This is a genomic window from Pseudomonas sp. GW823-FHT02C02, from assembly GCF_058797635.1.
The window spans coordinates 124424-150072 of the sequence record NZ_JBXAJV010000007.1; the positions used below are offsets into that span (position 1 = coordinate 124424).

The 25649-nt window shown below is 60.5% G+C and carries 23 protein-coding genes; 13 read left to right on the forward strand and 10 right to left on the reverse strand.

Annotated elements, in window-relative coordinates:
* Positions 1-48: 48 nt before the first annotated feature.
* The 11 genes from pcaR (at position 49) to pcaC (ending at position 10902) form a co-directional block, all read left to right on the forward strand.
* Positions 49-891 carry a pca regulon transcriptional regulator PcaR gene (gene pcaR / locus AC1ROI_RS14480; protein WP_010462552.1) on the forward strand — a complete coding sequence of 281 codons (843 nt, stop codon included), beginning with the start codon at positions 49-51 and terminating at the stop codon, positions 889-891.
* Between the two features lie 128 nt (positions 892-1019).
* On the forward strand, positions 1020-2366 hold the full coding sequence (gene pcaK / locus AC1ROI_RS14485) for a 4-hydroxybenzoate transporter PcaK (protein ID WP_010462550.1): 1347 nt from the start codon (positions 1020-1022) through the stop codon (positions 2364-2366).
* A gap of 282 nt (positions 2367-2648) precedes the next feature.
* The gene (locus AC1ROI_RS14490; protein WP_010462548.1) at positions 2649-3506 is read left to right on the forward strand and encodes a CoA transferase subunit A; all 858 of its coding nucleotides are present in this window, start codon (positions 2649-2651) and stop codon (positions 3504-3506) included.
* On the forward strand, positions 3506-4285 hold the full coding sequence (locus tag AC1ROI_RS14495) for a CoA-transferase subunit beta (RefSeq protein WP_010462546.1): 780 nt from the start codon (positions 3506-3508) through the stop codon (positions 4283-4285). Before AC1ROI_RS14490 ends, AC1ROI_RS14495 begins: the two co-directional genes overlap by 1 nt.
* Complete coding sequence (pcaF, locus tag AC1ROI_RS14500) at positions 4282-5487, forward strand: 3-oxoadipyl-CoA thiolase (RefSeq protein WP_172962179.1); 1206 nt, start codon at positions 4282-4284, stop codon at positions 5485-5487. The genes AC1ROI_RS14495 and pcaF overlap by 4 nt, the downstream gene beginning before the upstream one ends.
* 35 nt (positions 5488-5522) lie before the next feature.
* Positions 5523-6227 carry a protocatechuate 3,4-dioxygenase subunit beta gene (pcaH, locus tag AC1ROI_RS14505; protein WP_010462543.1) on the forward strand — a complete coding sequence of 235 codons (705 nt, stop codon included), beginning with the start codon at positions 5523-5525 and terminating at the stop codon, positions 6225-6227.
* 1 nt (position 6228) lies between these two features.
* Positions 6229-6795 carry a protocatechuate 3,4-dioxygenase subunit alpha gene (pcaG, locus tag AC1ROI_RS14510; protein WP_077749557.1) on the forward strand — a complete coding sequence of 189 codons (567 nt, stop codon included), beginning with the start codon at positions 6229-6231 and terminating at the stop codon, positions 6793-6795.
* 186 nt (positions 6796-6981) lie between these two features.
* Positions 6982-8286 (forward strand): MFS family transporter, encoded by a 1305-nt coding sequence (locus tag AC1ROI_RS14515; RefSeq protein ID WP_010462539.1) that lies wholly within the window; start codon positions 6982-6984, stop codon positions 8284-8286.
* A 45-nt stretch (positions 8287-8331) separates the two neighbouring features.
* Positions 8332-9696, forward strand: a complete 1365-nt coding sequence (locus tag AC1ROI_RS14520; RefSeq protein WP_102595695.1) for a 3-carboxy-cis,cis-muconate cycloisomerase — start codon at positions 8332-8334, stop codon at positions 9694-9696.
* 11 nt (positions 9697-9707) lie between these two features.
* Positions 9708-10499, forward strand: coding sequence for a 3-oxoadipate enol-lactonase (gene pcaD / locus AC1ROI_RS14525; protein ID WP_102595696.1), 792 nt, complete (start codon positions 9708-9710; stop codon positions 10497-10499).
* A gap of 10 nt (positions 10500-10509) precedes the next feature.
* Complete coding sequence (gene pcaC / locus AC1ROI_RS14530; protein WP_083374868.1) at positions 10510-10902, forward strand: 4-carboxymuconolactone decarboxylase; 393 nt, start codon at positions 10510-10512, stop codon at positions 10900-10902.
* A 194-nt stretch (positions 10903-11096) separates the two neighbouring features.
* Here the strand turns inward: pcaC and AC1ROI_RS14535 are convergent, their stop codons facing one another.
* The 7 genes from AC1ROI_RS14535 to AC1ROI_RS14565 all read right to left on the reverse strand — a co-directional run bounded on the left by AC1ROI_RS14535 (position 11097) and on the right by AC1ROI_RS14565 (position 21172).
* A complete protein-coding gene (locus AC1ROI_RS14535) occupies positions 11097-11909 on the reverse strand; it encodes a methyltransferase domain-containing protein (protein WP_102595697.1) in 813 nt (270 codons plus the stop codon).
* 21 nt (positions 11910-11930) lie between these two features.
* A complete protein-coding gene (locus tag AC1ROI_RS14540; protein ID WP_083374866.1) occupies positions 11931-12296 on the reverse strand; it encodes a DUF1641 domain-containing protein in 366 nt (121 codons plus the stop codon).
* Between the two features lie 27 nt (positions 12297-12323).
* Positions 12324-13514, reverse strand: a complete 1191-nt coding sequence (locus AC1ROI_RS14545; RefSeq protein ID WP_102595698.1) for an NAD(P)/FAD-dependent oxidoreductase — start codon at positions 13512-13514, stop codon at positions 12324-12326.
* 192 nt (positions 13515-13706) lie between these two features.
* On the reverse strand, positions 13707-14966 hold the full coding sequence (locus tag AC1ROI_RS14550) for an OprD family porin (protein WP_102595699.1): 1260 nt from the start codon (positions 14964-14966) through the stop codon (positions 13707-13709).
* A gap of 438 nt (positions 14967-15404) precedes the next feature.
* Positions 15405-16865, reverse strand: coding sequence for an efflux RND transporter outer membrane subunit EmhC (emhC, locus tag AC1ROI_RS14555; RefSeq protein WP_077749550.1), 1461 nt, complete (start codon positions 16863-16865; stop codon positions 15405-15407).
* Positions 16862-20011, reverse strand: coding sequence for an efflux RND transporter permease subunit EmhB (gene emhB, locus AC1ROI_RS14560; RefSeq protein WP_102595769.1), 3150 nt, complete (start codon positions 20009-20011; stop codon positions 16862-16864). The genes emhC and emhB overlap by 4 nt, the downstream gene beginning before the upstream one ends.
* Positions 20012-20014: 3 nt before the next feature.
* Positions 20015-21172, reverse strand: a complete 1158-nt coding sequence (locus AC1ROI_RS14565; RefSeq protein WP_010462517.1) for an efflux RND transporter periplasmic adaptor subunit — start codon at positions 21170-21172, stop codon at positions 20015-20017.
* A 265-nt stretch (positions 21173-21437) separates the two neighbouring features.
* On the opposite strand from AC1ROI_RS14565, the gene emhR reads away from it, so the two are divergent.
* The gene (gene emhR / locus AC1ROI_RS14570; RefSeq protein ID WP_083374862.1) at positions 21438-22070 is read left to right on the forward strand and encodes an efflux system transcriptional repressor EmhR; all 633 of its coding nucleotides are present in this window, start codon (positions 21438-21440) and stop codon (positions 22068-22070) included.
* A gap of 249 nt (positions 22071-22319) precedes the next feature.
* On the opposite strand, the gene AC1ROI_RS14575 is transcribed toward emhR, so the two are convergent.
* From AC1ROI_RS14575 to AC1ROI_RS14585, 3 genes are read right to left on the reverse strand one after another with little or no spacing between them, the layout of a single operon-like run.
* Positions 22320-23369: an alkene reductase gene (locus AC1ROI_RS14575; protein ID WP_010462513.1), complete on the reverse strand. Its 1050-nt coding sequence runs from the start codon at positions 23367-23369 to the stop codon at positions 22320-22322.
* 23 nt (positions 23370-23392) lie between these two features.
* Entirely contained in the window at positions 23393-24559 is a 1167-nt protein-coding gene (locus AC1ROI_RS14580; protein ID WP_077749549.1) for an MFS transporter, read from the reverse strand.
* A gap of 3 nt (positions 24560-24562) precedes the next feature.
* Positions 24563-24883, reverse strand: a complete 321-nt coding sequence (locus AC1ROI_RS14585) for an ArsR/SmtB family transcription factor (protein ID WP_010462509.1) — start codon at positions 24881-24883, stop codon at positions 24563-24565.
* Positions 24884-25054: 171 nt separating this feature from the next.
* On the opposite strand from AC1ROI_RS14585, the gene AC1ROI_RS14590 reads away from it, so the two are divergent.
* Positions 25055-25633, forward strand: a complete 579-nt coding sequence (locus AC1ROI_RS14590; RefSeq protein WP_102595770.1) for an acyl carrier protein phosphodiesterase — start codon at positions 25055-25057, stop codon at positions 25631-25633.
* Positions 25634-25649 lie beyond the last annotated feature (16 nt).

Sequence of the window (25649 nt, forward strand, 5' to 3'; positions counted from 1 at the left end):
CGAAGCCGCTTGTAATAGCCGCTGATCCGTGTGGGAAAAGGACCTGATATGAACGATCAAATGCGCAACTCCTTCGCTTCAGTGGCGCCGCCGATCGTGGCCTCGCCCGCCAAGCGAATCCAGGCCCTGACCGGCGATCCGGATTTCATGACGTCTCTGGCCCGGGGATTGGCGGTGGTTCAAGCGTTCCAGGAGCGCAAACGGCACCTGACCATTGCCCAGATCAGCCACCGCACGGAAATTCCCCGCGCCGCTGTGCGACGTTGCCTGCACACCCTGATCAAACTCGGCTACGCCACCACCGACGGTCGCACCTATTCGCTGCTGCCCAAAGTGCTGACGCTGGGCCATGCCTATTTGTCCTCAACGCCTTTGGCGGTGTCCGCCCAGCCGTATCTGGACCGTATGAGTGAGCAACTTCACGAGGCCTGCAACATGGCCACGCTGGAGGGCGACGACATTTTGTACATCGCCCGCTCGGCGACCACCCAGCGCCTGATTTCCGTCGACCTGTCGGTGGGCGGGCGGTTGCCAGCCTATTGCACGTCGATGGGCCGGATCCTTCTTGCGGCACTGGACGACACCTCGCTGCGCGAATACCTCGACCATGCGGAGTTCCAGGCCAAGACCAGCCGAACCTTGCACACACCCGAGGCGTTGCTCGAATGTCTGCAGGAAGTGCGGCAACAAGGCTGGTGCATCGTCGATCAGGAACTGGAGCAGGGCCTGCGTTCGATTGCCGTTCCGGTGTACGACGCTTCGGGCCAGGTGGTGGCCGCGCTCAACGTCAGTACCCACGCCGGACGAGTCAGCCGCAACGAGCTGGAGCAGCGTTTCTTGCCCGGTTTGTTAAGTGCCAGCCGTGACCTCAGCGCCCAGTTGTTTGCCTAAGCTGTTCGATAAACGCACAGACTCGCGTTTATCGAATTGACGCTGTTTCCCCGGGATCATTACTGTCGCGGCAGCGCCAGCCCTGAGCTGGCACCTGTCCGACTGCGTTCTTGCGTGGAATAAAAATAATGAACCAGCCTCAGTCTGCTGTAGGAAACTGCCTCGACGTGCAGTCCTTCATCAATGCTCAACCCATCTCGCGCTACCAGTGGCGAGTGGTGATCCTGTGTTTCCTGATTGTCTTCCTTGATGGCCTCGATACCGCGGCCATGGGCTTCATCGCGCCGGCCCTGTCCCAGGACTGGGGCATTGATCGCGCCAGTCTCGGCCCGGTAATGAGTGCCGCGCTGATCGGCATGGTCTTCGGCGCACTGGGCTCCGGTCCCTTGGCTGACCGCTTTGGGCGAAAAGTCGTACTGGTCGGCGCGGTATTGTTGTTCGGGGCTTTCAGCCTGGCCTCGGCGTACAGCACCAACGTCGACCAACTGCTGGTGCTGCGCTTCCTCACCGGCCTGGGCCTTGGCGCCGGGATGCCGAACGCCACCACGCTGTTGTCGGAATACACCCCGGAGCGCAAAAAATCCCTGCTGGTGACCAGCATGTTCTGCGGCTTCAACCTCGGCATGGCCGGTGGCGGGTTTATCTCGGCCAAGCTGATTCCGGCCTTCGGCTGGCACAGTCTGCTGCTGATCGGCGGGATTCTGCCGTTGATCCTGACCGTCGTCTTGCTGTTCTGGCTGCCCGAATCGGCGCGTTACCTGGTCGTGCGCAACCGTGGCACCGACAAAGTGCGCAAGGCTCTCGCACCGATCGATCCCACTGTCGTCGCTCAGGCGTCGAGCTTCAGCGTACCGGAGCAGAAAACCGTGAAGGCGCGCAACGTGTTCGCGGTGATCTTCTCTGGCACCTATAGCACCGGCACCTTGCTGTTGTGGCTGACCTACTTCATGGGGCTGGTGATTGTTTACCTGCTGACCAGTTGGTTGCCGACGCTGATGCGTGACAGTGGCGCGAGCATGGAACAAGCGGCATTCATTGGTGCCCTGTTCCAGTTTGGCGGGGTGTTGAGCGCAGTGGGCGTGGGCTGGGCGATGGACCGGTTTAATCCGCACAAGGTCATCGGCATTTTCTACCTGCTGGCCGGGGTGTTTGCCTACGCGGTAGGGCAGAGCCTGGGCAATATCACGATTTTGGCGACATTGGTGCTGGTGGCCGGGATGTGCGTCAACGGTGCGCAATCGGCGATGCCGTCGCTGGCAGCGCGGTTTTATCCGACGCAAGGGCGAGCGACCGGGGTGTCGTGGATGCTCGGGATTGGCCGTTTCGGCGCGATTCTCGGGGCCTGGATGGGTGCGACATTGCTGGGCCTGGGCTGGAACTTTGAACAAGTGCTGACGGCGCTGGTGATTCCGGCGGCGGTGGCAACCATGGCGGTGGTGATCAAGGGCATGGTCAGTCATGCGGATGCGACCTGAGTTCAGGCTCCGGAATCTTCAGCGGGTTTGATGGCCTCTTCGCGAGCAGGCTCGGTCCTACAGTCAATCGCGTTCTCCTGTAGGAGTGAGCCGGCTCCGGGCGGCGTTCCGGCGATGCTTTTTGGGATCGATAGCGAGACAACAATATGTTCGATAAACGAACACTTAGTCGATTATCGGATTGTTTGGTGTTTTGCACAGGCTTAACCTTCAGTCATTCCGGCGCTGCGCATCGCGCCTTTTTCTACCACTGTCGGTTCATCACAAACGGGAGCCTGCCCCATGGCTGAAATCCTTTCGCTGCACGACGCGGTGAAGCAATTCGTCAACGACGGCGATACCGTCGCGCTCGAAGGCTTCACTCACCTGATCCCTACGGCGGCCGGTCACGAAATCATTCGCCAGGGCAAGAAAGATCTGACGCTGGTGCGGATGACGCCTGACCTGATCTACGACCAGTTGATCGGCGCCGGTTGTGCTCGCAAGCTGATTTTCTCCTGGGGCGGCAACCCGGGTGTCGGTTCGCTGCATCGTCTGCGTGACGCGGTCGAGAAGCAGTGGCCGCACGCGCTGGAAATCGAAGAGCATAGCCACGCCGACCTGGCCAATGCCTACGTCGCTGGCGCCTCCGGCCTACCGTTCGCGGTACTGCGTGCCTACGCCGGTTCCGACTTGCCGAAGGTCAACCCGCTGATCAAAACCGTCACCTGCCCGTTCACCGGCGAAGTGTTGGCCGCCGTGCCTTCGGTACGCCCGGACATCACCGTGATTCACGCGCAGAAAGCCGACCGCAAAGGCAACGTGCTGCTGTGGGGCATTCTCGGCGTTCAAAAAGAAGCCGCGCTGGCGGCCAAGCGTTGCATCGTCACCGTCGAGGAAATCGTCGACGACCTCAATGCACCAATGAATTCTTGCGTGCTGCCGACCTGGGCCTTGAGCGCGGTCTGCCATGTGCCTGGCGGCGCGCATCCGTCCTACGCCCACGGTTACAACGAGCGCGACAATCGTTTCTACCAGGCTTGGGACCCGATTGCCCGCGACCGTGAAACCTTCACCGCGTGGATCGACGAATACATCCACGGCTGCGCTGACTTCAGCGAGTTCCAGGCCAAACTGGCCGCTGCTTCGGAGGCCAAGTAATGACTTACACCACCAACGAAATGATGACCGTCGCCGCTGCCCGCCGCCTGAAGAACGGTTCGGTGTGCTTCGTTGGCATCGGCCTGCCGTCGAAAGCCGCCAACCTGGCGCGCCTGACGTCTTCGCCGGATGTGGTCCTGATCTACGAATCGGGTCCGATCGGTGCCAAGCCAAGCGTACTGCCGCTGTCGATCGGTGACGGCGAACTGGCGGAAACCGCCGACACTGTCGTCCCGACCGGTGAGATTTTTCGCTACTGGTTGCAGGGCGGGCGCATCGACGTCGGTTTTCTCGGCGCCGCGCAGGTCGACCGCTTCGGCAACATCAACACCACCGTGGTCGGTGATTACCACGCACCGAAAGTCCGCCTGCCCGGTGCCGGTGGCGCGCCGGAAATTGCCGGCTCGGCGAAAAGCGTACTCATCATTCTCAAGCAATCGGCGCGCTCCTTCGTCGACAAACTCGACTTCATCACCTCGGTCGGTCATGGCGAGGGCGGTGATTCGCGCAAGCGTCTCGGCCTTCCGGGCGCCGGGCCAGTCGGCATCATTACCGACCTGTGCATCATGGAGCCCGAAGCGGACACCCATGAATTCGTGGTCACCGCGCTGCACCCGGGCGTGACTCGCGAGCAAGTGATTGCCGCCACCGGTTGGGCAATTCGCTTCGCAGGAAATGTCGAAAATACGGCTGAGCCAACGGATGTTGAGCTTAAGGCGCTCAGGGATCTGGAAGCCCGCACCGCCGCCGCCCACGGCCAGACACCGGGAGAAGCGTGATGCGCGACGTTTATATCTGCGATGCGATTCGCACCCCCATCGGCCGTTTCGGCGGCGGCTTGTCAGCGGTGCGTGCAGACGACCTCGCCGCCGTGCCGATCAAGGCCTTGATGGAACGCAACCCGTCGGTGGACTGGAACGCAGTGGACGAGGTGTTCCTCGGCTGCGCCAACCAGGCCGGCGAAGACAACCGCAACGTCGCCCGCATGGCGCTGTTGCTGGCCGGGCTGCCGGAAAGCATTCCCGGCGTCACGCTCAATCGCCTCTGCGCCTCGGGTATGGATGCGATCGGCACCGCCTTCCGCGCAATCGCCAGTGGCGAAATGGAGCTGGCAATTGCCGGCGGCGTCGAGTCTATGTCCCGCGCACCCTTCGTGATGGGTAAGGCTGATGCGGCGTTCTCGCGCAACATGAAGCTGGAAGACACCACCATCGGCTGGCGCTTCATCAACCCGTTGATGAAAGCGCAATACGGCGTCGATGCGATGCCGCAGACCGCCGACAACGTGGCCGACGATTACGAAGTGTCTCGCGAGGATCAGGACGCTTTCGCCCTGCGCAGCCAGCAACGCACAGCCGCCGCGCAAGCTGCAGGATTTTTCGCTGAAGAAATCGTCGAAGTGCGGATTGCCCACAAGAAAGGTGAAACCGTCGTCAGCCAGGATGAGCATCCTCGTGCCGACACCACGCTGGAAACCCTGGCCAAGCTGAAGCCCGTCAACGGTCCAGGCAAAACTGTCACCGCCGGCAACGCTTCCGGTGTGAACGACGGCGCAGCAGCGTTGATTCTGGCCTCCGCTGAAGCAGTGAAGAAACACGGCCTGACCGCCCGCGCCAAAGTGCTGGGTATGGCGAGCGCCGGTGTCGCGCCACGGGTAATGGGCATCGGCCCGGTGCCGGCGGTGCGCAAATTGACCGAGCGCCTCGGGCTGGCCGTCAGCGATTTCGATGTGATCGAACTCAATGAAGCCTTTGCCAGCCAAGGGTTAGCGGTACTGCGTGAGCTGGGCTTGGCGGACGACGCGGCCCAGGTCAACCCGAACGGTGGCGCCATTGCCTTGGGCCATCCGTTGGGCATGAGCGGTGCGCGCCTGGTCCTGACCGCGTTGCATCAGCTTGAAAAAACGGGCGGCAACAAAGGCCTGGCGACCATGTGCGTCGGTGTCGGCCAGGGTCTGGCCTTGGCCATCGAACGCGTCTGACGCCCGGCAGACTAATAAGAACAGAGGAAAGCGAAATGACTGACAAGCCTGGTTACCGTCGCCCGCAGGAAGGCACCCAGCCGGACTACCTGCACCCGACTTATCAATCCACCAACCTTCGCGCGCCGTCCAAGCCGTTGGTGTTTTTGCCGCATTCGTTGTCGGAAATTACCGGCCCGACCATCGGCGCCGAGCGTATCAACGAGAAGGACAACGACCTGACGGTGCAGCACGCGGGCGAACCGTTGGGCGAGCGCATCATCATCCACGGCCGCGTGCTGGATGAAGACGGCTTGCCGGTGCCGGGGATTCTGGTGGAGATCTGGCAGGCCAATGCCGCCGGGCGCTACAACCATGCCCGCGACCTGCACGACGCGCCGCTGGACCCGAACTTCACCGGTACCGGTCGCACCGTGACCGACGCCGATGGTTGGTATCAATTCCAGACCATCAAGCCCGGCGCTTACCCGTGGGGCAACCACCACAACGCCTGGCGTCCGGCGCACATTCATTTCTCGCTGTTTGGGCCGAGCATCCTGACGCGGCTGGTCACGCAGATGTATTTCCCCGGCGACCCGCTGCTGGCTTATGACCCGATCTACAACTGCGTACCGGACACCAGCGCCAAAGAGCGTTTGATCGCCAGTTTCGACCTGGAAAAAACCATCCCTTCCTATGCCCTCGGCTATCGCTGGGACATCGTCTTGCGCGGCCGTGAAGCCACGCCGATGGAGAAATAAGATGACGCTGAACGCGACCACATCCCACACCGTCGGGCCGTATTACCACATTGGTTTGACCTGGCTGAACCGCGAAGACCTGACGGTCGAACAAACCCTGGGCGAGCGCGTGGCGATCACCGGGCAAGTCGTCGATGGCAATGGCGATTTCGTTAACGACGCGATGCTGGAAGTCTGGCAGGCCAACGCCGCCGGCAAGTACGACCACCCCGAAGACGACCAGGCCAAACCCCTGGACCCGAATTTCGAAGGCTTCGGCCGGGTGCCGGTGGACGCCGAAGGGCGCTTTCGTTTCACCACGATCAAACCCGGAACGGTGGAAGGCCTGAAGGGCTCGACCCAGGCGCCGCACCTGGTGGTGCTGGTGTTCGCTCGCGGGTTGGTGAAGCACTTGCTGACGCGGATTTACTTTGAGGGCGAACCGGCTAACGTCGACGACCCGTTGCTGGAGTGTGTGCCGGCCGAGCGCCGGGGTACGTTGCTGGCGAAGCAGGATGCGTCGGGTGTGTACCAGTGGAATGTGATTCTGCAAGGCACCGATGCCGAGACGGTGTTCTTCGACTACTGAAAACACCGCAGATCCCTGTAGGAGTGAGCCTGCTCGCGATGGCGGTGTATCAGTGCCTTCAGTGCTGAATGACACTCCGCCATCGCGAGCCGGCTCACTCCTTACAGAGGACAGTATTGCCAACTGTGGAACGGGACTGTTGCAAAGTGTGTCTAGAATGTCATGGTCCCCAAAGAGTGAAAAACAATGACAACTCCTACCGCTATTCCAGCGCACTACACCGGCGAAGAGCGCAGCAAACGGATCTTCGCCATTGTCGGCGCCTCGTCCGGCAACCTCGTTGAATGGTTCGACTTCTACGTCTACGCCTTTTGCGCGATCTACTTTGCGCCGGCCTTTTTCCCGTCCGATAACCCGACTGTGCAGCTGGTGAATACCGCCGGCGTGTTTGCGGCCGGGTTCCTGATGCGGCCGATTGGCGGCTGGATTTTCGGCCGTGTCGCGGACAAGCACGGGCGCAAGAATTCGATGCTGATCTCGATTCTGATGATGTGTTTCGGCTCGTTACTCATCGCCTGCCTGCCGACCTACAAGGACATCGGCGTCTGGGCGCCGATCATGCTGTTGTTCGCCCGTTTGCTGCAGGGCTTGTCGGTGGGCGGTGAGTACGGCACCACCGCAACCTACATGAGCGAAGTCGCCCTCAAGGGCCAGCGCGGTTTCTTCGCCTCGTTCCAGTACGTGACGCTGATTGGCGGGCAGTTGCTGGCGGTGTCGCTGGTGGTGGTCCTGCAACAGTTCCTCACTGAAGATGACCTGCGTGCCTACGGCTGGCGAATCCCGTTTGTGGTCGGCGCAGTGGCTGCATTGATCTCGCTGTTCCTGCGTCGTTCGCTCAAGGAAACCACCAGCAAGGAAATGCGTGAAAACAAGGACGCCGGCAGCATTCGCGCGTTGTTCCGCGACCATAAAGCGGCCTTTATTACCGTGCTCGGTTACACCGCCGGTGGCTCGCTGATTTTCTACACGTTCACCACGTACATGCAGAAGTACCTGGTGAACACCGCCGGCATGCACGCCAAGACCGCCAGTTACATCATGACCGGCGCGCTGTTCCTTTATATGTGCATGCAGCCGCTGTTCGGCATGCTCGCGGACAAGATCGGCCGCCGTAACTCGATGCTGTGGTTCGGTGCATTGGGTACGTTGTGTACTGTGCCGATTCTGCTGAGCCTGAAAAGTGTCAGCAGTCCGTTCCTGGCCTTTGTGCTGATTACCGTGGCGCTGGCGATCGTCAGTTTCTACACCTCCATCAGTGGCCTGGTAAAAGCCGAGATGTTCCCGCCGGAAGTGCGCGCACTCGGTGTCGGCCTGGCGTATGCGGTGGCCAACGCGATCTTCGGTGGTTCGGCGGAATACGTCGCCCTGAGCCTTAAAGCCGCGGGCATTGAAAACTCCTTCTACTGGTACGTGACGGTGATGATGGCGGTGGCGTTCCTGTTCAGCCTGCGCCTGCCGAAACAGGCCAAGTATTTGCACCACGACCTTTGATCCAACCGCGTGGGCCCGACTGGCCCACGCCTTCAGGGACTGTCTATGAATCAGCGACCGGGCAATCAATTGTTCGATGCCTATTTCACGGCACGCGATATGCGTGAGGTGTTTTGTGATCAAGGCCGGGTGCAGGCCATGCTTGATTTCGAAGCGGCACTGGCCCGGGCCGAGGCGCAGGTGGGTTTGATTCCGCTGTCGGCTGTCGCCTCGATCGCAGCGGCTTGTCAGGCTGGGCATTACGACTTTTCAGCACTCGGCGAGGCGATTGCCTCGGCGGGCAATTCGGCGATTCCGTTGGTCAAGGCGTTGGGTAAACAGGTCGCCGCCAACGATGCCGAAGCAGAACGCTACGTGCATCTGGGCGCCACCAGTCAGGACGTAATGGACACGGGCCTGGTGCTGCAACTGCGCCGCGCGCTGGCGCTGATCGAAAGCGATCTGGCGCAACTGGGCGAAACCTTGGCGACCCGGGCGTTACGCTTCGTCGCCACGCCGCTGGCCGGGCGCACCTGGTTGCAGCACGCCACGCCCGTCACCCTCGGCATGAAAATCGCCGGTTGGCTGGGCGCCGTCACTCGCAGCCGCCAACGTCTGCAAGAACTCAAGCCTCGGTTGCTGGTGCTGCAATTTGGCGGCGCCTCCGGAACCCTGGCAGCCCTCGGCGAGCAAGCGATGCCGATTGCCGAAGCCTTGGCCGGTGAGCTGCAACTGACCCTGCCGGACCAACCCTGGCACACCCAGCGAGACCGGTTGGTGGAGTTCGGCGCGGTACTCGGTTTGATCGCCGGCAGCCTCGGCAAACTCGGCCGCGACATCAGTCTGTTGATGCAGACCGAAGCCGGCGAAGTGTTCGAGCCGTCGGCACCGGGCAAGGGCGGTTCCTCGACCATGCCGCACAAACGCAACCCGGTGGGCGCCGCGGTGCTGATCGGTGCGGCGACCCGCGTTCCCGGTTTGCTCTCGACCCTGTTCAGCGCCATGCCGCAGGAACACGAGCGCAGCCTGGGCCTGTGGCATGCCGAATGGGAAACCCTGCCGGAGATTTGCTGCCTGGTGTCCGGCAGCCTCAAGCAAGCGCTGCTGGTGGCGGACGGGCTGGAAGTGGACGCCGACCGCATGGCCCGCAACCTTGACCTGACCCAAGGCCTGGTGCTGGCCGAGGCGGTGAGCATCGTCCTCGCCCAACGGGTTGGCCGCGACACTGCGCACCATCTGTTGGAGCGCTGCTGCAAACGTGCGGTGGCCGAACAACGTCATCTGCGAGCGGTGCTCGGCGAAGAGTCGCAAGTGACCGCCGAGTTGTCGGCCCTGGAACTCGATCGTCTGCTGGACCCCGCCCATTACCTTGGTCAGGCCCATACCTGGGTCGAGCGGGCGGTGGCTGAACATTCTGCGTTGACTGCCTGAAGGAGATTGCTGTGGCTTTTGTACAACTCGCCGAGGGCGAACTGCATTACCAACTTGATGGCCCGGCGGATGCACTGGTGCTGGTGCTGTCCAACTCGCTGGGCACCGACCTGCACATGTGGGACGCGCAGATCGCCGCGTTCTCCGAGCATTTCCGAGTGCTGCGTTTCGACACCCGTGGCCACGGAAAATCGCTGGTCACGCCGGGGCCATACAGCATCGAGCAACTGGGCCACGACGTGCTGGCGTTGCTGGATGCGCTGCACATCGAACGCGCGCATTTTTGCGGCCTGTCCATGGGCGGCTTGATCGGCCAATGGCTGGGCATCAATGCCGGTGATCGATTGAATAAGTTGGTGGTGTGCAACACCGCCGCGAAAATCGGCGATCCATCGGTGTGGAATCCTCGGATCGAAACCGTGCTGCGTGACGGTCAGGCGGCCATGGTCGCCTTGCGCGATGCGTCGATTGCGCGCTGGTTTACCCCCGACTTTGCCGAGGCCAACCCGGCCGCCGCGAAGCGGATTACCGACATGCTCGCGGCCACTTCGCCAGAGGGTTATGCCGCCAACTGCGCCGCCGTGCGCGACGCCGACTTCCGTGATCAGCTGTCCGCGATCAAGGTGCCGCTGCTGGTCATTGCCGGCACCGAAGACGCGGTCACGCCACCGTCCGGAGGGCACTTTATTCAGGAGCATGTGCCGGGCGCCGAATACGCCGAGTTCTACGCCGCGCACTTGTCCAACGTTCAGGCCGGTGCTGCGTTCAGTGACCGGGTCCTGACGTTTTTGTCAGCTGATTAAGGGGATTGTTGTGGACGAGAAACAACGTTACGACGACGGCCTGGAAGTCCGTCGCGCGGTGCTCGGCGACGCCCATGTCGACCGCAGCCTGAATGCCCTGACCGAGTTCAACTCGGAGTTCCAGGAAATGATCACCCGCCACGCGTGGGGCGACATCTGGACCCGGCCGGGCCTGCCACGCCATACCCGCAGCCTGATCACCATCGCCATGCTGATCGGCATGAACCGCAACGAAGAACTCAAACTGCACCTGCGCGCCGCCGCCAACAACGGCGTGACCCGCGGCGAGATCAAGGAAGTGATCATGCAGAGCGCGATCTACTGCGGCATCCCGGCGGCCAATGCGACGTTCCATTTGGCGGAGTCGGTGTGGGATGAGCTTGGGGTTGAATCGCGGGAGTGATCCTGGCGATTTGCGGTGTCTGAGCTGACGCCATCGCGAGCCGGCTCGCTCCTGCAGGGGATGTCCGGTGAGTACATGACTTGTGTTCACACAGGACCCGTGTGGGAGCGAGCCTGCTCGCGATCGCGGTGGGTCAGCTTGCATCGATGGTGAATGACACACCGCCATCGCGGGCACGCGCGGCGACCACAGGGTCAAACGGTGGCGACAATGAAGATCCGCTTGAACGGAAACAGCGTGCGCCCATCGTATTCTCGCGGGTAATGCGCATGCACCCGCATCATGAAGTGATAAATGAACCGCGCCTGTTCGTCATCCTTCAAGCCTTGCATCACCGCCCGCAAGGCCGAGACCTTGATCCAGTCATAAATCGGCGACTTGCCGTCCACGACCTGCAACTGCTCGGTTTCCCAGATGTCCAGCGTCCGGGTAATCGGTGCGAGCAACCGGTGGTAATTTTCCAGTGACAGCAACGGCCGCGCCGCCATCCTCTCGCGCACTTGCGGGGAGCCGAGCGGTTTGCCGTCGGAGCCTCCATCGTTGAGGGTGTCGAGCACCAGCTGATACCACACCGCATCCCGCCAGTCGGGCATGTGCGCCGCCAGACAACCACCCGGGTTGAGATAATCGAGCAAGCGCGGCAGCAACTGTTCGTGACTGTCGATGAAGTGCAGCACGGCGGCGGCAAAGAGCAGGTCGGCGGGTTGCTCCGGCTGCCAGTTCTGTAGATCGCACTGCTTCCACAGCGCCTTGATCGGCAAGCCTCTGGCCTCCTGAAGCATTTGCTCCGAACTGTCGATGCCCATCAGGTGTGCGCGGGGCCAGCGTTTGGCCAAAACCTGCGTCGCGATGCCTGTGCCACATCCCAGGTCGTAGATGCGCCTGGGGTTTTTAATGTCGACACGGTCGATCAGCTCGTTAACCGGTCGTTGTCGAAGCCGGGAGAATTGCTGGTAGGCCGTGGCGTCCCAGTCAGCCGTCCTTGCTCTTTGCAGTTTGGTGCTCATGAGGTTGTCCTCTCTGGACGTTCAAAGTTGTCTTCCAATGACGTTGAGGGTTTTGAGTGCAAACCCCACCCCTCGTCGTGTGTCGGGTTCGCGCAACAATTTCAGTAGCTGGTAAAAGCCAGGGGGCTGCTCGTTTGCTGTGCTATCGGCTTTTGCCATGCGCACGGCATTGCTGACGCTCCAGGTTGCCTCGGTCGCGCCTTCGAACAGCCGCGCCAGTTTCTCCACCATGGCCGGGTCCAGTAGATCGACGAGGTCGCTGATCAGTGAAAGCAGGTCCACCAGGTTGTCCAGTCGACCGCCGTCAATCAAGGGTTTGAGCTTTTCCATCAGCGCGTCTGATCCAGGGCTGATGAGGGGGGTGATTGATTCATTTGAGACGCTCATTACGATTTACTCCTCTTCCCGGGCCGATCAAAGCATTGCGCGGGCAACCGCCCAGTACAGTCCACGGTTGAATCCGTTTCTGAGCAACCCGCCGAGCTTGGTGGCCGGGGTGGGCCGGACATCGTGCTGGTAGTCGTACCAAAGCGGCATGCCGGCATCCAGGCCCATTTGTGCCACGGCCTGAACACGTCCGTCGTAGACGGCGATGGGGGTGCCCAGACGAATTTCGGCAGCGATGTTGTTGGCGATCACCGGCGCCTGGTTATGGCATGCCCCGCCGGCTTTGCTGACAGGCAAGTCGACGGTATCACCGATGACGTAGACGTTTTCCAGGCCGTAGACCTGCAACGTTTCATGGTGGGTCGGCAGCCAGCCTTCGTCGTTGGGCGCTTGTGAGGCGCCGGACTCGAGCACAGCGTCCACGGCCCTGATCGGTGGTGTCGCCATCAGAATGTCGAAGGGTTGCTCGTCACCTTCCTCGGAGTACGCGACTTTTTTATCCGGATCGACTCGTTTGAGCGTGAAGCCGCGTTGAAAGCGAATATTTTTCCGTTCAAAGATACCCGGCAGAATTTCCCCGGTCGGGCGTTGCAGGAACAGGCAGTTGCGCAGTAGTTGAGCCGTGGTCGGGTAGGTGTAGACGATTTCCACCTGGTCTCTCACCCCACGACGCCGCAAGAAATCATCGAGCATCAATGTGGTTTCGATGGGCGCGATACCGCATTGATGCGGGACATTGGGTGTTTTCGGGAAGGACACGGTAATGAAGATGCGGCCTTTTTCGATCGTGCTCAGTTTTTGCGCCAGTTGCCTAGCGGGCGCGTACTGATAGAAATGATCGCCGGCTTCTTTCAAGCCTTCGATACGTTCCGGGGCCGGCACGCATCCGGTGGCGATGACTAAAAAGTCATAGCCGTAACGCTTGCCGCTGCGGGTTTGCAGGTGTTGTCGGTTGAAATCGAAACGCACGACTTCATCGACATGGAACTCGATTTCCGGGCGCAACAGTGAACGTTCCGGGCGCTTGAGTTCTTCTTCAAAGAACAGGTTGAACGCCACGTACATGAACGCAGGTTTATAGAAGTGATCGGGGGAATTGGACAGCAGTGCAATCGAGACTTCGCCGCGCAGGATTTCCGGATACAGCTTGCTGGCCAGTTGATTGGCCAGCATGGTTCCACCAACGCCGCCACCGACGATAACTATTCGCTTGCTCATACCTGACCTCCTGGGTCATGGCAGCTTCGCGTACAGCATCCGGAGATAACGGAAGAAAACAGGGGCTCCTACAGCAGTGATGGAGAATTAAACACGCTTTTTGACTGTATCTGCCCACTCGCAAAACGCCAGGCAAGCCGACAGGTGGTTACAGGCAGCGGCCTTTTGACTTCGACCGCTGCCCGGGTGCGGTTACAACAAACTGATCGGATAGCTGACGATCAACCGGTTCTCATCGAACTCGTTGTTGCTGAAGTCCCGACGAATGGTCGAGTTGCGCCATTTAACGTTGAGGTCTTTGAGCGCGCCGCTTTGCACGGTGTAGCCCAATTCGCTTTCGCGGCCCCACTCCTTGCCGTCGGTGATTGTGCCGGTGTGCACGTTGTCGCCGCTGATGTAGCGGTTCATCAGGGTCAGACCGGGGATGCCGAGGGCGACGAAGTTGTAGTCATGCCGTACCTGCCAGGATTTTTCTTTCGCATTGTCATAACTGGCGTTGTAACTGTCGTTGGCCAGGGTGCCGCCGCTGGTGCCATTGACCCGCATCCACCCGCTGTCGCCAGTGAGTTTTTGCAGGCCGACGTAGAAGGTGTGGCCGCCGTATTTTGCCGAGAACAGGCCTGACCACGTCTTGTTGTCCAGATCGCCGGCCCGGGCACTGCCATCTTCCTTGCCATAGAAGAAACCCAGGTTGGCGCCCAGGGTCCAGTCGCCGAGGGGTTGGCTGTGAATCAGGTTCACGTATTGCTGGCTATAGATGTCCTTGAGTTCGGCGTTCCACAGGCCGATCTGGGTGCGCTTGTCGTTGAAGGCGTATTCGCCGCCCTGGAAGTTGAAGCGGTCTGAGGTGAAGGTCGGTTTTCCGGTCATCGACATATCGCTCATGCTGCTGTCGTCACGGGGGCTGTTGGCGCGGAACTGGCCGCCGTAGAGCGTCAGGCCGGCGATTTCTTTTGAGGTGATCTGGCCGCCACGAAAGGTTTGCGGCAGGGAGCGACCGTCGTCCGAGCGCAGGATCGGCAGCACCGGCATCCATTCACCGACCTTGATTTCGGTCTGCGACAGCCTGGCCTTGAACGCCACGTTGGTGCGACCAAAGCTGTCCGCCGGGCGACCGTCGTGATCCAGCGGCAGCAACTGAGTCCCCCCCGTGCCTTTGCCGCCGTCGAGCTTCACCGAATACAAGCCCAGCACATCCATGCCGAAGCCGACGGTGCCTTGGGTGAAGCCGGATTTGGCGTCGAGAATGAAACTTTGTGTCCATTCTTCAGCCTTGCCCTGGGCCTTGGTCGGGTTGGTGAAGTTGCGGTTGATGTAGAAATTGCGCAGGTTCAGGTTGACCTTGGCACCTTCGACAAAACCCGACTCCTCGGCCATGGCAGGCAGGGCCGCGCAGGCCAGGGCGATGGCTATCAGGCTTGGGAAGTAGTACGGCGTGGTGGAAGGCGTCATGGGCTCGGGTCTCTCTAATTGTTAGGGATGAAACGGGGCGCTGCCGCAACGTGGCCGTTGCAGACAAGGGATTCGATATCGTGAAAAAAGGGGTGGGATCAGCCGGACAGGGCAGGGCGCGGGGGCATGGTGTCGAACCTGATGTTATTGGTCTTGTGCGACGAATGGTGCGGGGGATGGACGGGAGGGTTCAATCGGGGAAAGCGGGTTTTGGGCGGTTATCGAACGCATGTTGGCTTGAGGTTTTTGTGTTTATGGGCTGGCCTCTTCGCGGGCAAGCCTCGCTCCTACGGGGTGTGGGGGTTTCATGGAATATAATCCGACGCGGACACTGCAGGAGCGAGGCTTGCCCGCGAAGAGGCCATTACTGACACCACACCTTTTCCCGCAGGCAACAAAAAGCCCACCAAAAGGTGGGCCTCTTGTCTTACAGCGCTATCAGAACAACTTCATCTTCGGCGCTTCTTCTTTCAGCGGTTCGACTTTCGCCGTCTGCTCGTTCCAGCCACCACCCAGTGCCTTGTACAGATTGACCGCACTGATCAGCTGCGCCAGACGATCAGTGATCAGCACCTGCTGGGCGCTGAACAACTGACGCTGGGCGTCGAGGAAGGTCAGGTTGCTGTCGACACCGATACGGTAGCGACGCTCGGCCAGACGGTAGTAGTCCTGGTTGGCGGTGACGAAATCACGCTGCGCCTGCAACTGGTCGGTGTAGGTCTGGCGGGCGGCCAGGCCGTCGGCGACTTCCTGGAAGGCCGTTTGAATGGACTTCTCGTAGTTCGCCACGCCGATGTCTTTCTGGATTTTCGAGTAATCCAGGCTGGCGCGCAGGCTGCCGGCATTGAAGATCGGCAGATTGATCTGCGGCGAGAACAACCAGGTGCCCGAGCCGCCCTTGAACAGACCGGACAAGTCCGGGCTCAGGGTCCCGGCATTGGCGGTCAGGCTGATGCTCGGGAAGAACGCCGCCCGTGCCGCGCCGATGTTGGCGTTGGCAGCTTTCAGGTTGTACTCGGCCTGGAGAATATCCGGACGACGTTGCAGCAAGTCCGATGGCAGACCGGGCGGTACGTCGCTCAGCAGGTCGTCAGACAGCGGCTTGGCTTCTCGCAGATTGGCCGGGATGCCGGTGCCGAGCAGCAGCACCAGGCTGTTTTCGTCCTGCGCGACCTGACGGGTGTACTTGGCCAGTTGCGCCCGGGCGTTTTCCACCGAGGTACGCGACTGGGCCAGGTCCAGGGCCGAAGCCACACCGACTTCGTTGCTGCGCGCGGTGAGCTTGTAGCTCTCCTCGAACGCACCGAGGGTGTCCTGGGTGAGTTTCAGCAGTTCCTTGTCGGCCTGCCAGGTCAGGTAGGCATTGGCCACGCTGGCCACCAGACTGATCTGCGTGCTGCGACGGCCTTCTTCTGTCGCGAAGTACTTCTGCAGGGCTTCTTCGCTGAGGCTGCGAACCCGACCGAACAGGTCGAGTTCATAAGCACTGATACCGACCGTAGCGGAGTAGGAACTGCTGATGCCCGCTTGACCGGTCTGCGACGCGTCAGCCGGAAGACGCTGACGGCTGCCGGTGCCATTGGCTGAAACGGCCGGGAACAGATCGGCGCGCTGGATGCGGTATTGAGCCGCGAACGCGTCGATGTTCAGGGCGGCGACACGCAGGTCACGGTTGTTTTCCAGCGACACCTGAATCAGCTGTTGCAGTGCCGGGTCATGGAAAAACTGCTTCCAGCCCTGTTCCGCAGCGGCCTGATTCGGCGCCTGGGCCGACGAGTACGCCGGACCTTGCGGGTATTGGCCCGCCACTGGTGCCTCAGGTTGCTGATAGTCGGGAATCAGCGAGCAGCCGCTCAGCACGAAGGCGGCAACTGCGATGGAGAGTAGCGACTTGCTCATTGGCCAGCCTCTTTAGAAGGTTCAATTGCGTCATCCTGGTCGGCTTTTTTGCGCTGGCCAATGGACGACACGGTAACGAAGAACAGTGGGACCCAGAAGATCGCCAGAACGGTGGCGGTGATCATACCGCCAATAACGCCTGTGCCGATTGCGTGCTGGCTACCTGAACCGGCGCCCGTGGAAATCGCCAGCGGTACCACACCGAGCACGAAGGCCAGCGAGGTCATGATGATCGGTCGCAAACGCATCCGGCACGCTTCAATCGCCGCTTCGCGAAGGCTTCGCCCTTGCTCATGCAGTTCCTTGGCGAACTCGACGATCAGAATGGCGTTTTTCGCTGCCAGACCGATGGTTGTCAACAGGCCCACCTGGAAGTAAACGTCATTGGAGAGTCCCCGCAGACTGGTGGCCAACAGTGCCCCGATGATCCCCAGCGGCACCACCAGCATCACCGCGATCGGAATCGACCAGCTTTCGTACAGCGCCGCCAGGCACAGGAACACCATCAGCAGCGACAACGCATACAGCGCCGGCGCCTGTGAGCCCGATAGCCGTTCTTCGTATGACAGACCGGTCCAGGAAATACCGACACCGGCCGGCAGTTTCTTGGCCAGGGCTTCGACTTCCGCCATGGCTTCACCGGTGGAATAGCCCGGGGCCGGGGCACCGAGGATTTCCATCGCTTCTACACCGTTGTAACGCGAGAGCTTCGGTGCACCGTAAATCCACTCGCCCTTGGCGAAGGTGGAGAAGGGCACCATGGTTCCGGCGGCGTTGCGCACATACCATTTCTTGATGTCTTCCGGGCTCATCCGCGAACCGGGTTGACCTTGCACGTAGACCTTCTTCACCCGACCACGGTCGATGAAGTCGTTGACGTAGCTACTACCCAAGGCAATCGACAGGGTGCTGTTGATGTCGGTGAGGGTCAGGCCCAATGCACTGGCTTTCTCGTCATCGATTTCCAGCTGGTATTGCGGCTCGTCGTTCAGGCCGTTCGGACGCACCTGATAAAGCACCTTGCTCTGTGCCGCCATGCCGAGGAACTGGTTGCGAGCCTCCATCAACTTGTCGTGACCGATGCCGGCGCGGTCTTGCAGGAATACGTCGAAACCGGTGGCGTTACCCAGCTCCAATACCGCCGGTGGTGCAAAGGCGAACACCATCGCATCGCGGAAGGTGAAGAAGTGCTGCTGGGCGCGGGCGGCGAGTTTGAACACGCTGTTTTCCGCATCCCGCTGATCCCACGGCTTGAGCATGATGAACGCCAGGCCCGAGCTTTGGCCGCGACCGGCGAAGTTGAAGCCGTTGACGGTAAACACCGAGGCCACGGCGCTCGATTCCTTGTCCAGCAGGTAGGAGCGCATCTCATCGATCACCACCTGCGTGCGTTCGGCGCTGGAGCCGGCCGGGGTCTGCACCTGGGCAAACAGCACGCCCTGGTCCTCTTCCGGGAGGAACGCCGTTGGAATGCGGGTGAACAGCCAGATCATGCCGACGACAATGATCAAGTAGGCCAGCAGGTACGGCGCCTTGTGCGTCAGCATGTTGCCCACGCCACGCTCGTAGCTTTTGACGCCACGGTCAAAGCTGCGGTTGAACCAGCCGAAGAAGCCGCGTTTCGGCGTGCCGTGCTCGCCTTTCGGAATTGCCTTGAGCATGGTGGCGCACAGTGCCGGGGTGAAGATCAGCGCAACCAGTACCGACAGGGCCATGGCCGAGACGATGGTGATCGAGAATTGCTTGTAGATCACACCGGTAGAGCCGCTGAAGAACGCCATCGGCAGCAGTACCGCCGACAGGACCAGGGCGATACCGACCAGTGCACCCTGGATCTGCCCCATGGATTTCTTGGTGGCCTCCTTGGGTGACAGGCCTTCTTCGCTCATGACCCGTTCGACGTTTTCCACCACGACAATGGCATCGTCCACCAGCAAGCCGATGGCCAGCACCATGCCGAACATGGTCAGGGTGTTGATGCTGAAACCGAACGCCGCGAGGATCCCGAATGTCCCCAGCAACACCACCGGCACGGTCATCGTGGTGATGACAGTGGCGCGGAAATTCTGCAGGAACAGGAACATCACCAGGAACACCAGCACGATCGCTTCGACCAGGGTTTCAACCACACCCTTGATCGACTCGGTCACCACCGGGGTGGTGTCGTACGGGAACACCACTTCCATGCCTTGCGGGAAGAACGGCTTGAGCGTGTTGATGGTGTTGCGCAGCGCTTTCGCGGTGTCGAGGGCGTTGGCACCGTTGGCCAGTTTCACCGCCAGACCGGAAGCCGGTGCGCCGTTGAACTGGGCGTTGATGCTGTAGTTTTCACCGCCCAGGCCTACATCGGCGACATCGGACAGGCGTACTTGCGAGCCGTCCTTGTTGACTTTGAGCAGGATCTTGTTGAACTGCTCGGCAGTCTGCAGACGTGTCTTGCCGATGATGGTGGCGTTCAACTGCTGGCCGGGCGCAGCAGGCAGGCCGCCCAGTTGACCGGAGGACACCTGGATGTTCTGCGCCGCGATGGCCGCTTTCACGTCCACTGGCGTCAGGTTGAAGTTGTTCAGCTTGGCAGGGTCGAGCCAGACACGCATCGCGTACTGGGAACCGAAGACCTGGAAGTCACCGACACCGGCGGTCCGCGAGATCGGGTCCTGCATGTTCGACACGATGTAGTTGGACAGGTCGTCCTTGGTCATGCTGCCGTCGCGAGATACCACGCCGATCACCAACAGGAAGTTTTTCACTGCCTTGGTCACGCGGATACCCTGTTGCTGCACTTCTTGCGGCAGCAGCGGGGTGGCCAGGTTCAGTTTGTTCTGGACCTGAACCTGCGCGGTATCGGAGTTGGTGCCCTGCTCGAAGGTCGCGGTAATGGTCATGCTGCCGTCGGAGTTACTTTCCGAGGAGACATAACGCAGGTTATCGATACCATTGAGCTGTTGTTCGATGACCTGCACCACGGTGTCCTGCACGGTTTGTGCGGACGCGCCTGGGTAGGTGACCTGGATCGCAATGGCCGGAGGCGCAATGCTCGGGTATTGGTTGATCGGAAGTTTGAGAATCGAGAGTGCCCCGACCAGCATGATCACCAGGGCAATTACCCAAGCGAAAATCGGACGGTCGATAAAAAATTTCGACATGGTTTACTCCCCTTTGCCGCTGGAAGCCTTGTCAGCTGCCTGTGCGGGGGCCGGGTTCTTTGCGCCAACGTTAGTCGCTTCACTGGCTTTGACTTCGACGCCAGGTTTGACGAATTGCAGTCCTTCGGTGATCAGACGATCGCCGGCCTTCAGGCCGTCTTCGATCAGCCATTGGTTGCCGACGGTGCGGCTGGCCTTGAGCTGACGCAGTTCGACCTTGTTGTCCGCACCGACGACCAGTGCGGTCGGCGAGCCTTTGAGGTCGCGGGTTACGCCTTGTTGCGGCGCCAGAATGGCAGCGGCGTTCACACCGGATTTGAGCTGAGCGTGTACGAACATGCCCGGAAGCAGCGTGTGATCCGGGTTCGGGAACACTGCACGCAAGGTCACGGAGCCGGTGGTCTGGTCAACCGAGACTTCGGAGAATTCGAGCTTGCCTTCCTGTTTGTACTGGCTGCCGTCTTCGAGCGTCAGCTTGACCGCCGCTGCCGTGTCGCCAGCCTTTTGCAGGCGACCGCTTTCCAGTTCGCGACGCAGCTCAAGCAGCTCGACCGAAGACTGGGTGACGTCGACATAAATCGGATCGAGTTGCTGGATCACCGCCATGGCATCGACCTGGCCGTTGCTGACCAGCGCACCCTCGGTCACGTTCGAGCGGCCGATGCGGCCGGAAATCGGCGCGTAGACCTTGGTGTACCGCACATTGATCTGAGCGGTTTGCAGCGCGGCTTCCGATTGCATGCGGTTGGCCACGGCCGTGTCGTATTCCTGACGGCTGACGGCCTGTTCGTTGACCAACTGCTTGTAGCGATCCGAGATCGACTTCGTCTGTTGCAGGTTGGCTTGGGCGCTTTTCAGCGTAGCGTCATAGACCGACGGATCGATCTGATACAGCTGCTGGCCGGCCTTGACGTCACCGCCTTCCTTGAACAGACGTTTGAGAATGATGCCATTGACCTGTGGGCGAACTTCGGCGATGCGGAACGCACTGGTGCGCCCCGGCAGTTCGGACGTCAGGGTAAAGGCTTGAGGTTGCAGGGTGACCACGCCGACCTGAGGAGGCGGTGCGGCGGGTGCCGCTTCTTCCTTTTTGCATCCGCTGAGCAGTGATGCCAGGGCGACGGCGGCGACCAGAGCGGTAACAGCTGGCTTGAATTGCATGAAAATCCTCGGGTCAGGCGCGCAAGAAACGCACTAGAAATGTGAAAGGGTAAAAAATGAGTGCTGAGTGGATAAGTAGCTTGCTAAGGAATATACTTACGTTCATGGTTGTTTGTAAACACCTTGACTGCGTATCCACCCCGTTACCAACGCCCGTCAAAGGTTCGAATTGTAAGCCGGGGACGAGTCCCAAGAGCGCTCGCCCCACTTTTGTTCAGCGGCTGTTCAGACATCGCTGAAGCATCCCGATTGAGGTTTTACTGCCATGGTCCGTCGTACCAAAGAGGAAGCTCAAGAAACCCGCAGCCAGATACTGGAAGCGGCAGAGAAAGCCTTTTATGAAAGAGGCGTGGCGCGCACTACGCTGGCGGACATCGCGACTCTGGCCGGCGTGACTCGCGGCGCCATCTACTGGCATTTCAGCAATAAGGCGGATCTGGTGCAGGCCATGCTCGATAGCTTGAAAGAGCCGCTGGATGAAATGGCCAGGGCCAGTGAAAGCGAAGATGAGCTCGATCCGCTGGGCTGCATGCGCAAACTGCTGATTCATTTGTTTCATCAAGTTGCCCTGGATCCGAAGACCCGACGCATCAATGAGATTTTGTTTCATAAGTGCGAATTCACCGATGAAATGTGCGATCTGCGTCAGCAGCGTCGTGAAGTCAGCCTCGACTGCAATGTGCGAATCGCCCTGGCCCTGAGTAATGCGGTGAATCGGGGGCAAATGCCCGAGGACCTCGACACGGCCCGCGCGGCCATCAGCCTGCACGCCTACATTGATGGCATGCTGTACCAGTGGCTATTGGCCCCGGACAGTTTTCAACTGCACACCGAAGCCGAGCGATGGGTCAATACAGGATTGGACATGCTGCGCCTGAGCCCCAGCCTGCGCAAATAAAACAAAATGCGTAATTGGATCCGTTTATGTCAACCATTAAGGCGAGCGTTGATCCCTTCAATGTTCGCCTTAATGCACCGGGATGCTTTTATATACGCACGCTCGTCAGGTTGAAAGGTAGCGAGCTACGTATTTTGTAGTGATTTTGTGTCGTGCGTGTGAATCGGTGTGAAGCCCTGTGAATAAACATGGCGCAACAAAAAGCCCCGGCTCTTTCGAGTCGGGGCTTTTGCATTTCAAGGGGGATGCTTACATCACGGGATAGTCGATGTAACCCACGGGCCCCTTGGCGTAGAACAGCTCGGGACGCGCTTCGTTAAGCGGCGCATCCGCCTTCAAGCGTGCCGGCAGGTCCGGGTTGGCAATGAATGGAACGCCGAAGGCGACTGCATCTGCCTTGCCGCTGGCCAGCCAAGCGTTGGCGCTGTCCTTGGTGAAGCGTTCGTTGACGATGTACGGGCCGCCGAACGCTTCTTTCAATTGTGGACCCAGGCTGTCGCCGGCTTCTTTCTCACGGGAGCAAATGAACGCGATGCCACGCTTGCCCAGTTCGCGAGCAACGTAGGTGAACGTCTCGGCCAGGTTGTCATCGCCCATGTCGTGGGAATCGGCACGCGGAGACAAGTGCACGCCGACGCGGCCAGCGCCCCAGACTTCGATTGCGGCGTCGGTTACTTCCAGCAACAGGCGCGCTCGGTTTTCCAGGGAACCACCGTAGTTATCGGTGCGCTGGTTGGTGCTGCTTTGCAGGAACTGATCGAGCAGGTAACCATTGGCACCGTGGATTTCCACGCCGTCAAAACCGGCAGCCTTGGCGTTCTCGGCACCGGTGCGGTAGGCGTCGACGATGTCGGCGATTTCAGCGGTTTCCAGTGCGCGCGGGGTTGGGTAGTCGGACAATGGGCGAACCAGGCTGACGTGACCCTTTGGCTGGATGGCGCTCGGTGCGACTGGTGCTTCACCGTTCAGGTACGACTCGTGGGAAACCCGGCCGACGTGCCACAGTTGCAGGAAAATCTTGCCGCCCGCACCGTGGATCGCTTTGGTCACATTAGCCCAGCCACGCACCTGATCGTTGGACCAGATACCCGGAGTGTCCGGGTAGCCGACGCCCATCGGCGTGACCGACGTGGCTTCGCTGAGGATCAGGCCGGCCGAGGCGCGTTGTACGTAGTATTCGGCCATCAGGGCGTTTGGCACCCGGCCTTCGTCGGCGCGGCAGCGGGTCAGCGGCGCCATAATGATGCGGTTGGCCAGCTCGATGTCGCCCAGTTTGATCGGATCGAAAATAGTCGTCATTTAAGTACAACCCTCGTGAAGTATCAGTTGATAGCAGGGGCCAGTTCGGGATTACCGCGCTGACGGAAAGTAATCAGGGTCACCAGCAGGGCGAGTACCGCCAGTGCTGCTGCCGCGAGTGGCACGCTGGTCAGGCCGAAACCGTGGGCGATGACGCTGCCGCCGACCCAGGCGCCCAAGGCGTTGCCGATGTTGAAAGCGCCGATGTTCAGGGTCGACACCAGGTTCGGCGCGGCCTTGCCGTAGGTCACCACGTTCACTTGCAGGGCGGGGACGGCGGCGAAGCAAGCGGTGGCCCAGAGGAACAGGGTGATTTCGGCCGGGATCAGCGCGACGCTGGTCCAGGTCAGTACGGTCGAGATCACGGCCATCGAGATGAAGACGCCGATCAGCGTTGCGGCCAGGCCTTTGTCAGCCAGCTTGCCGCCGATGATGTTGCCGACCGTCAGGCCCAGGCCGATGAGCATCAGGGTCCAGGTCACGCCTTTGGGCGAGACGCCGGTGACATCACCGAGCAGCGGGGCGACATAAGTGAACAGGGTGAATACCGACGCCGCGAACAGCGCCGTCATGCTCAGCGACAGCCAGATCCCGGCGCCTTTGAGGGCGCGCAGTTCGGCGCGCATGTCGAGTTTCTCTTCATCGCGCTTGGCCGGCAGGAAGCGGATCAGGCCAATCAACGCGATCACACCAATCACGGTCACTGCCCAGAAGGTCGAGCGCCAGCCGGCTTCCTGACCGAGCGCGGTGCCCAACGGAACGCCGAGCACGTTGGCCAGGGTCAGGCCGGTGAACATCAAGGCTACGGCGGAGGCACGTTTGTTCGCCGGAACCAGACCTGCCGCCACCACCGAACCGATACCGAAGAACGCACCGTGGCAGAGGGCCGTGACCACACGGGCAAACATCAGCACGTTGTAATCGGTCGCCATGGCACAGAGCAGGTTGCCGATGATGAAAATGCCCATCAACGCTACCAGTGCAGCCTTGCGCGGTAATCGGGAGGTGGCCAGTGCCATGAACGGCGCACCGATGGCCACGCCCAGGGCGTAACCGGTCACCAGCCAGCCAGCGCCCGGGATCGACACGCCGAGGTCAGCCGCCACATCGGGCAACAAGCCCATGATGACGAACTCGGTGGTGCCGATGGCGAAGGCGCTCAAGGCCAGAATGAGAAGCGAGAGGGGCATTGGTTAATTCCTTGTCGGAGCGCTGAGCTCCTTGACGATGGCCGCGAGGAATGCCTGGATCACGTCCTCGTTGCGCTTGAAGAAGTGCCATTGACCGGCTTTCTGGCTGCTGATCAGTCCCGCACGTTGCAAGGTCGCCAAATGGGCGGACACGGTCGACTGCGACAGGCCGCAGCGTTGATCGATCTGTCCGGCGCAAATGCCGTACTCGTGGTTGTGGATCTGTTCCGGGAACTGGGTCTTGGGGTCTTTCAGCCAGATGAGGATGTCTCGGCGGACTGGGTGTGCCAGGGCTTTTATTATTTCGTCGAGGTCGATGGTCATGGGTTTGGGCTCGTGATGAGTAAAACGCTATATCGCGATGTGGCGAACTTTAAATCGGTAGATCGCGATATACAAATATGATTTTGGTCTGATGAGCGCATAAATCGCTATATCGGGTTATAACGATACGGTGAGTGTCAACATTCGAAGGCGCAATGCTAAGCTGCGCCCATGAACTATCTCGCCCATCTTCACCTCGGTGGCCAGCGCCCCGGTCAATTGCTCGGCAGTCTGTATGGCGATTTCGTCAAGGGACGGCTGCAAGGGCAGTTCAACCCGGAGATTGAAGCGGCCATCCAGCTACATCGCAGCATCGACGTCTTCACCGACCGCCATCCGTTGGTGGATGCCTCGCTGTCGCGATTTTCCATCACACGCCGGCGTTACGCCGGGATCGTGCTCGACGTGTTTTTCGACCACTGCCTGGCGCGGGACTGGACCCTCTACTCGGACCAGCCGCTGGAGCGGTTCACCTCGGATGTGTATCGGGTGCTGTCGACTGAGCCTCAATTGCCGGAACGGTTGGCGAGGATCGCGCCGCACATGGTGGCGAATGACTGGTTGGGGTCTTATCAGGAGTTTGATGTGCTGGACCAAGTGCTGCGGGGGATTTCGCGGCGGTTGACCCGGCCTGAGGAATTGGCGGGGGCGATGCAGGAATTGCGTCGGCTGTACGAACCGCTCAGTGAGGATTTCCGGTTGTTCTATCCGCAGCTTCAGGATTTCGCCCAAAACTACCCAGCACCCTAAACCCCTTGTAGGAGTG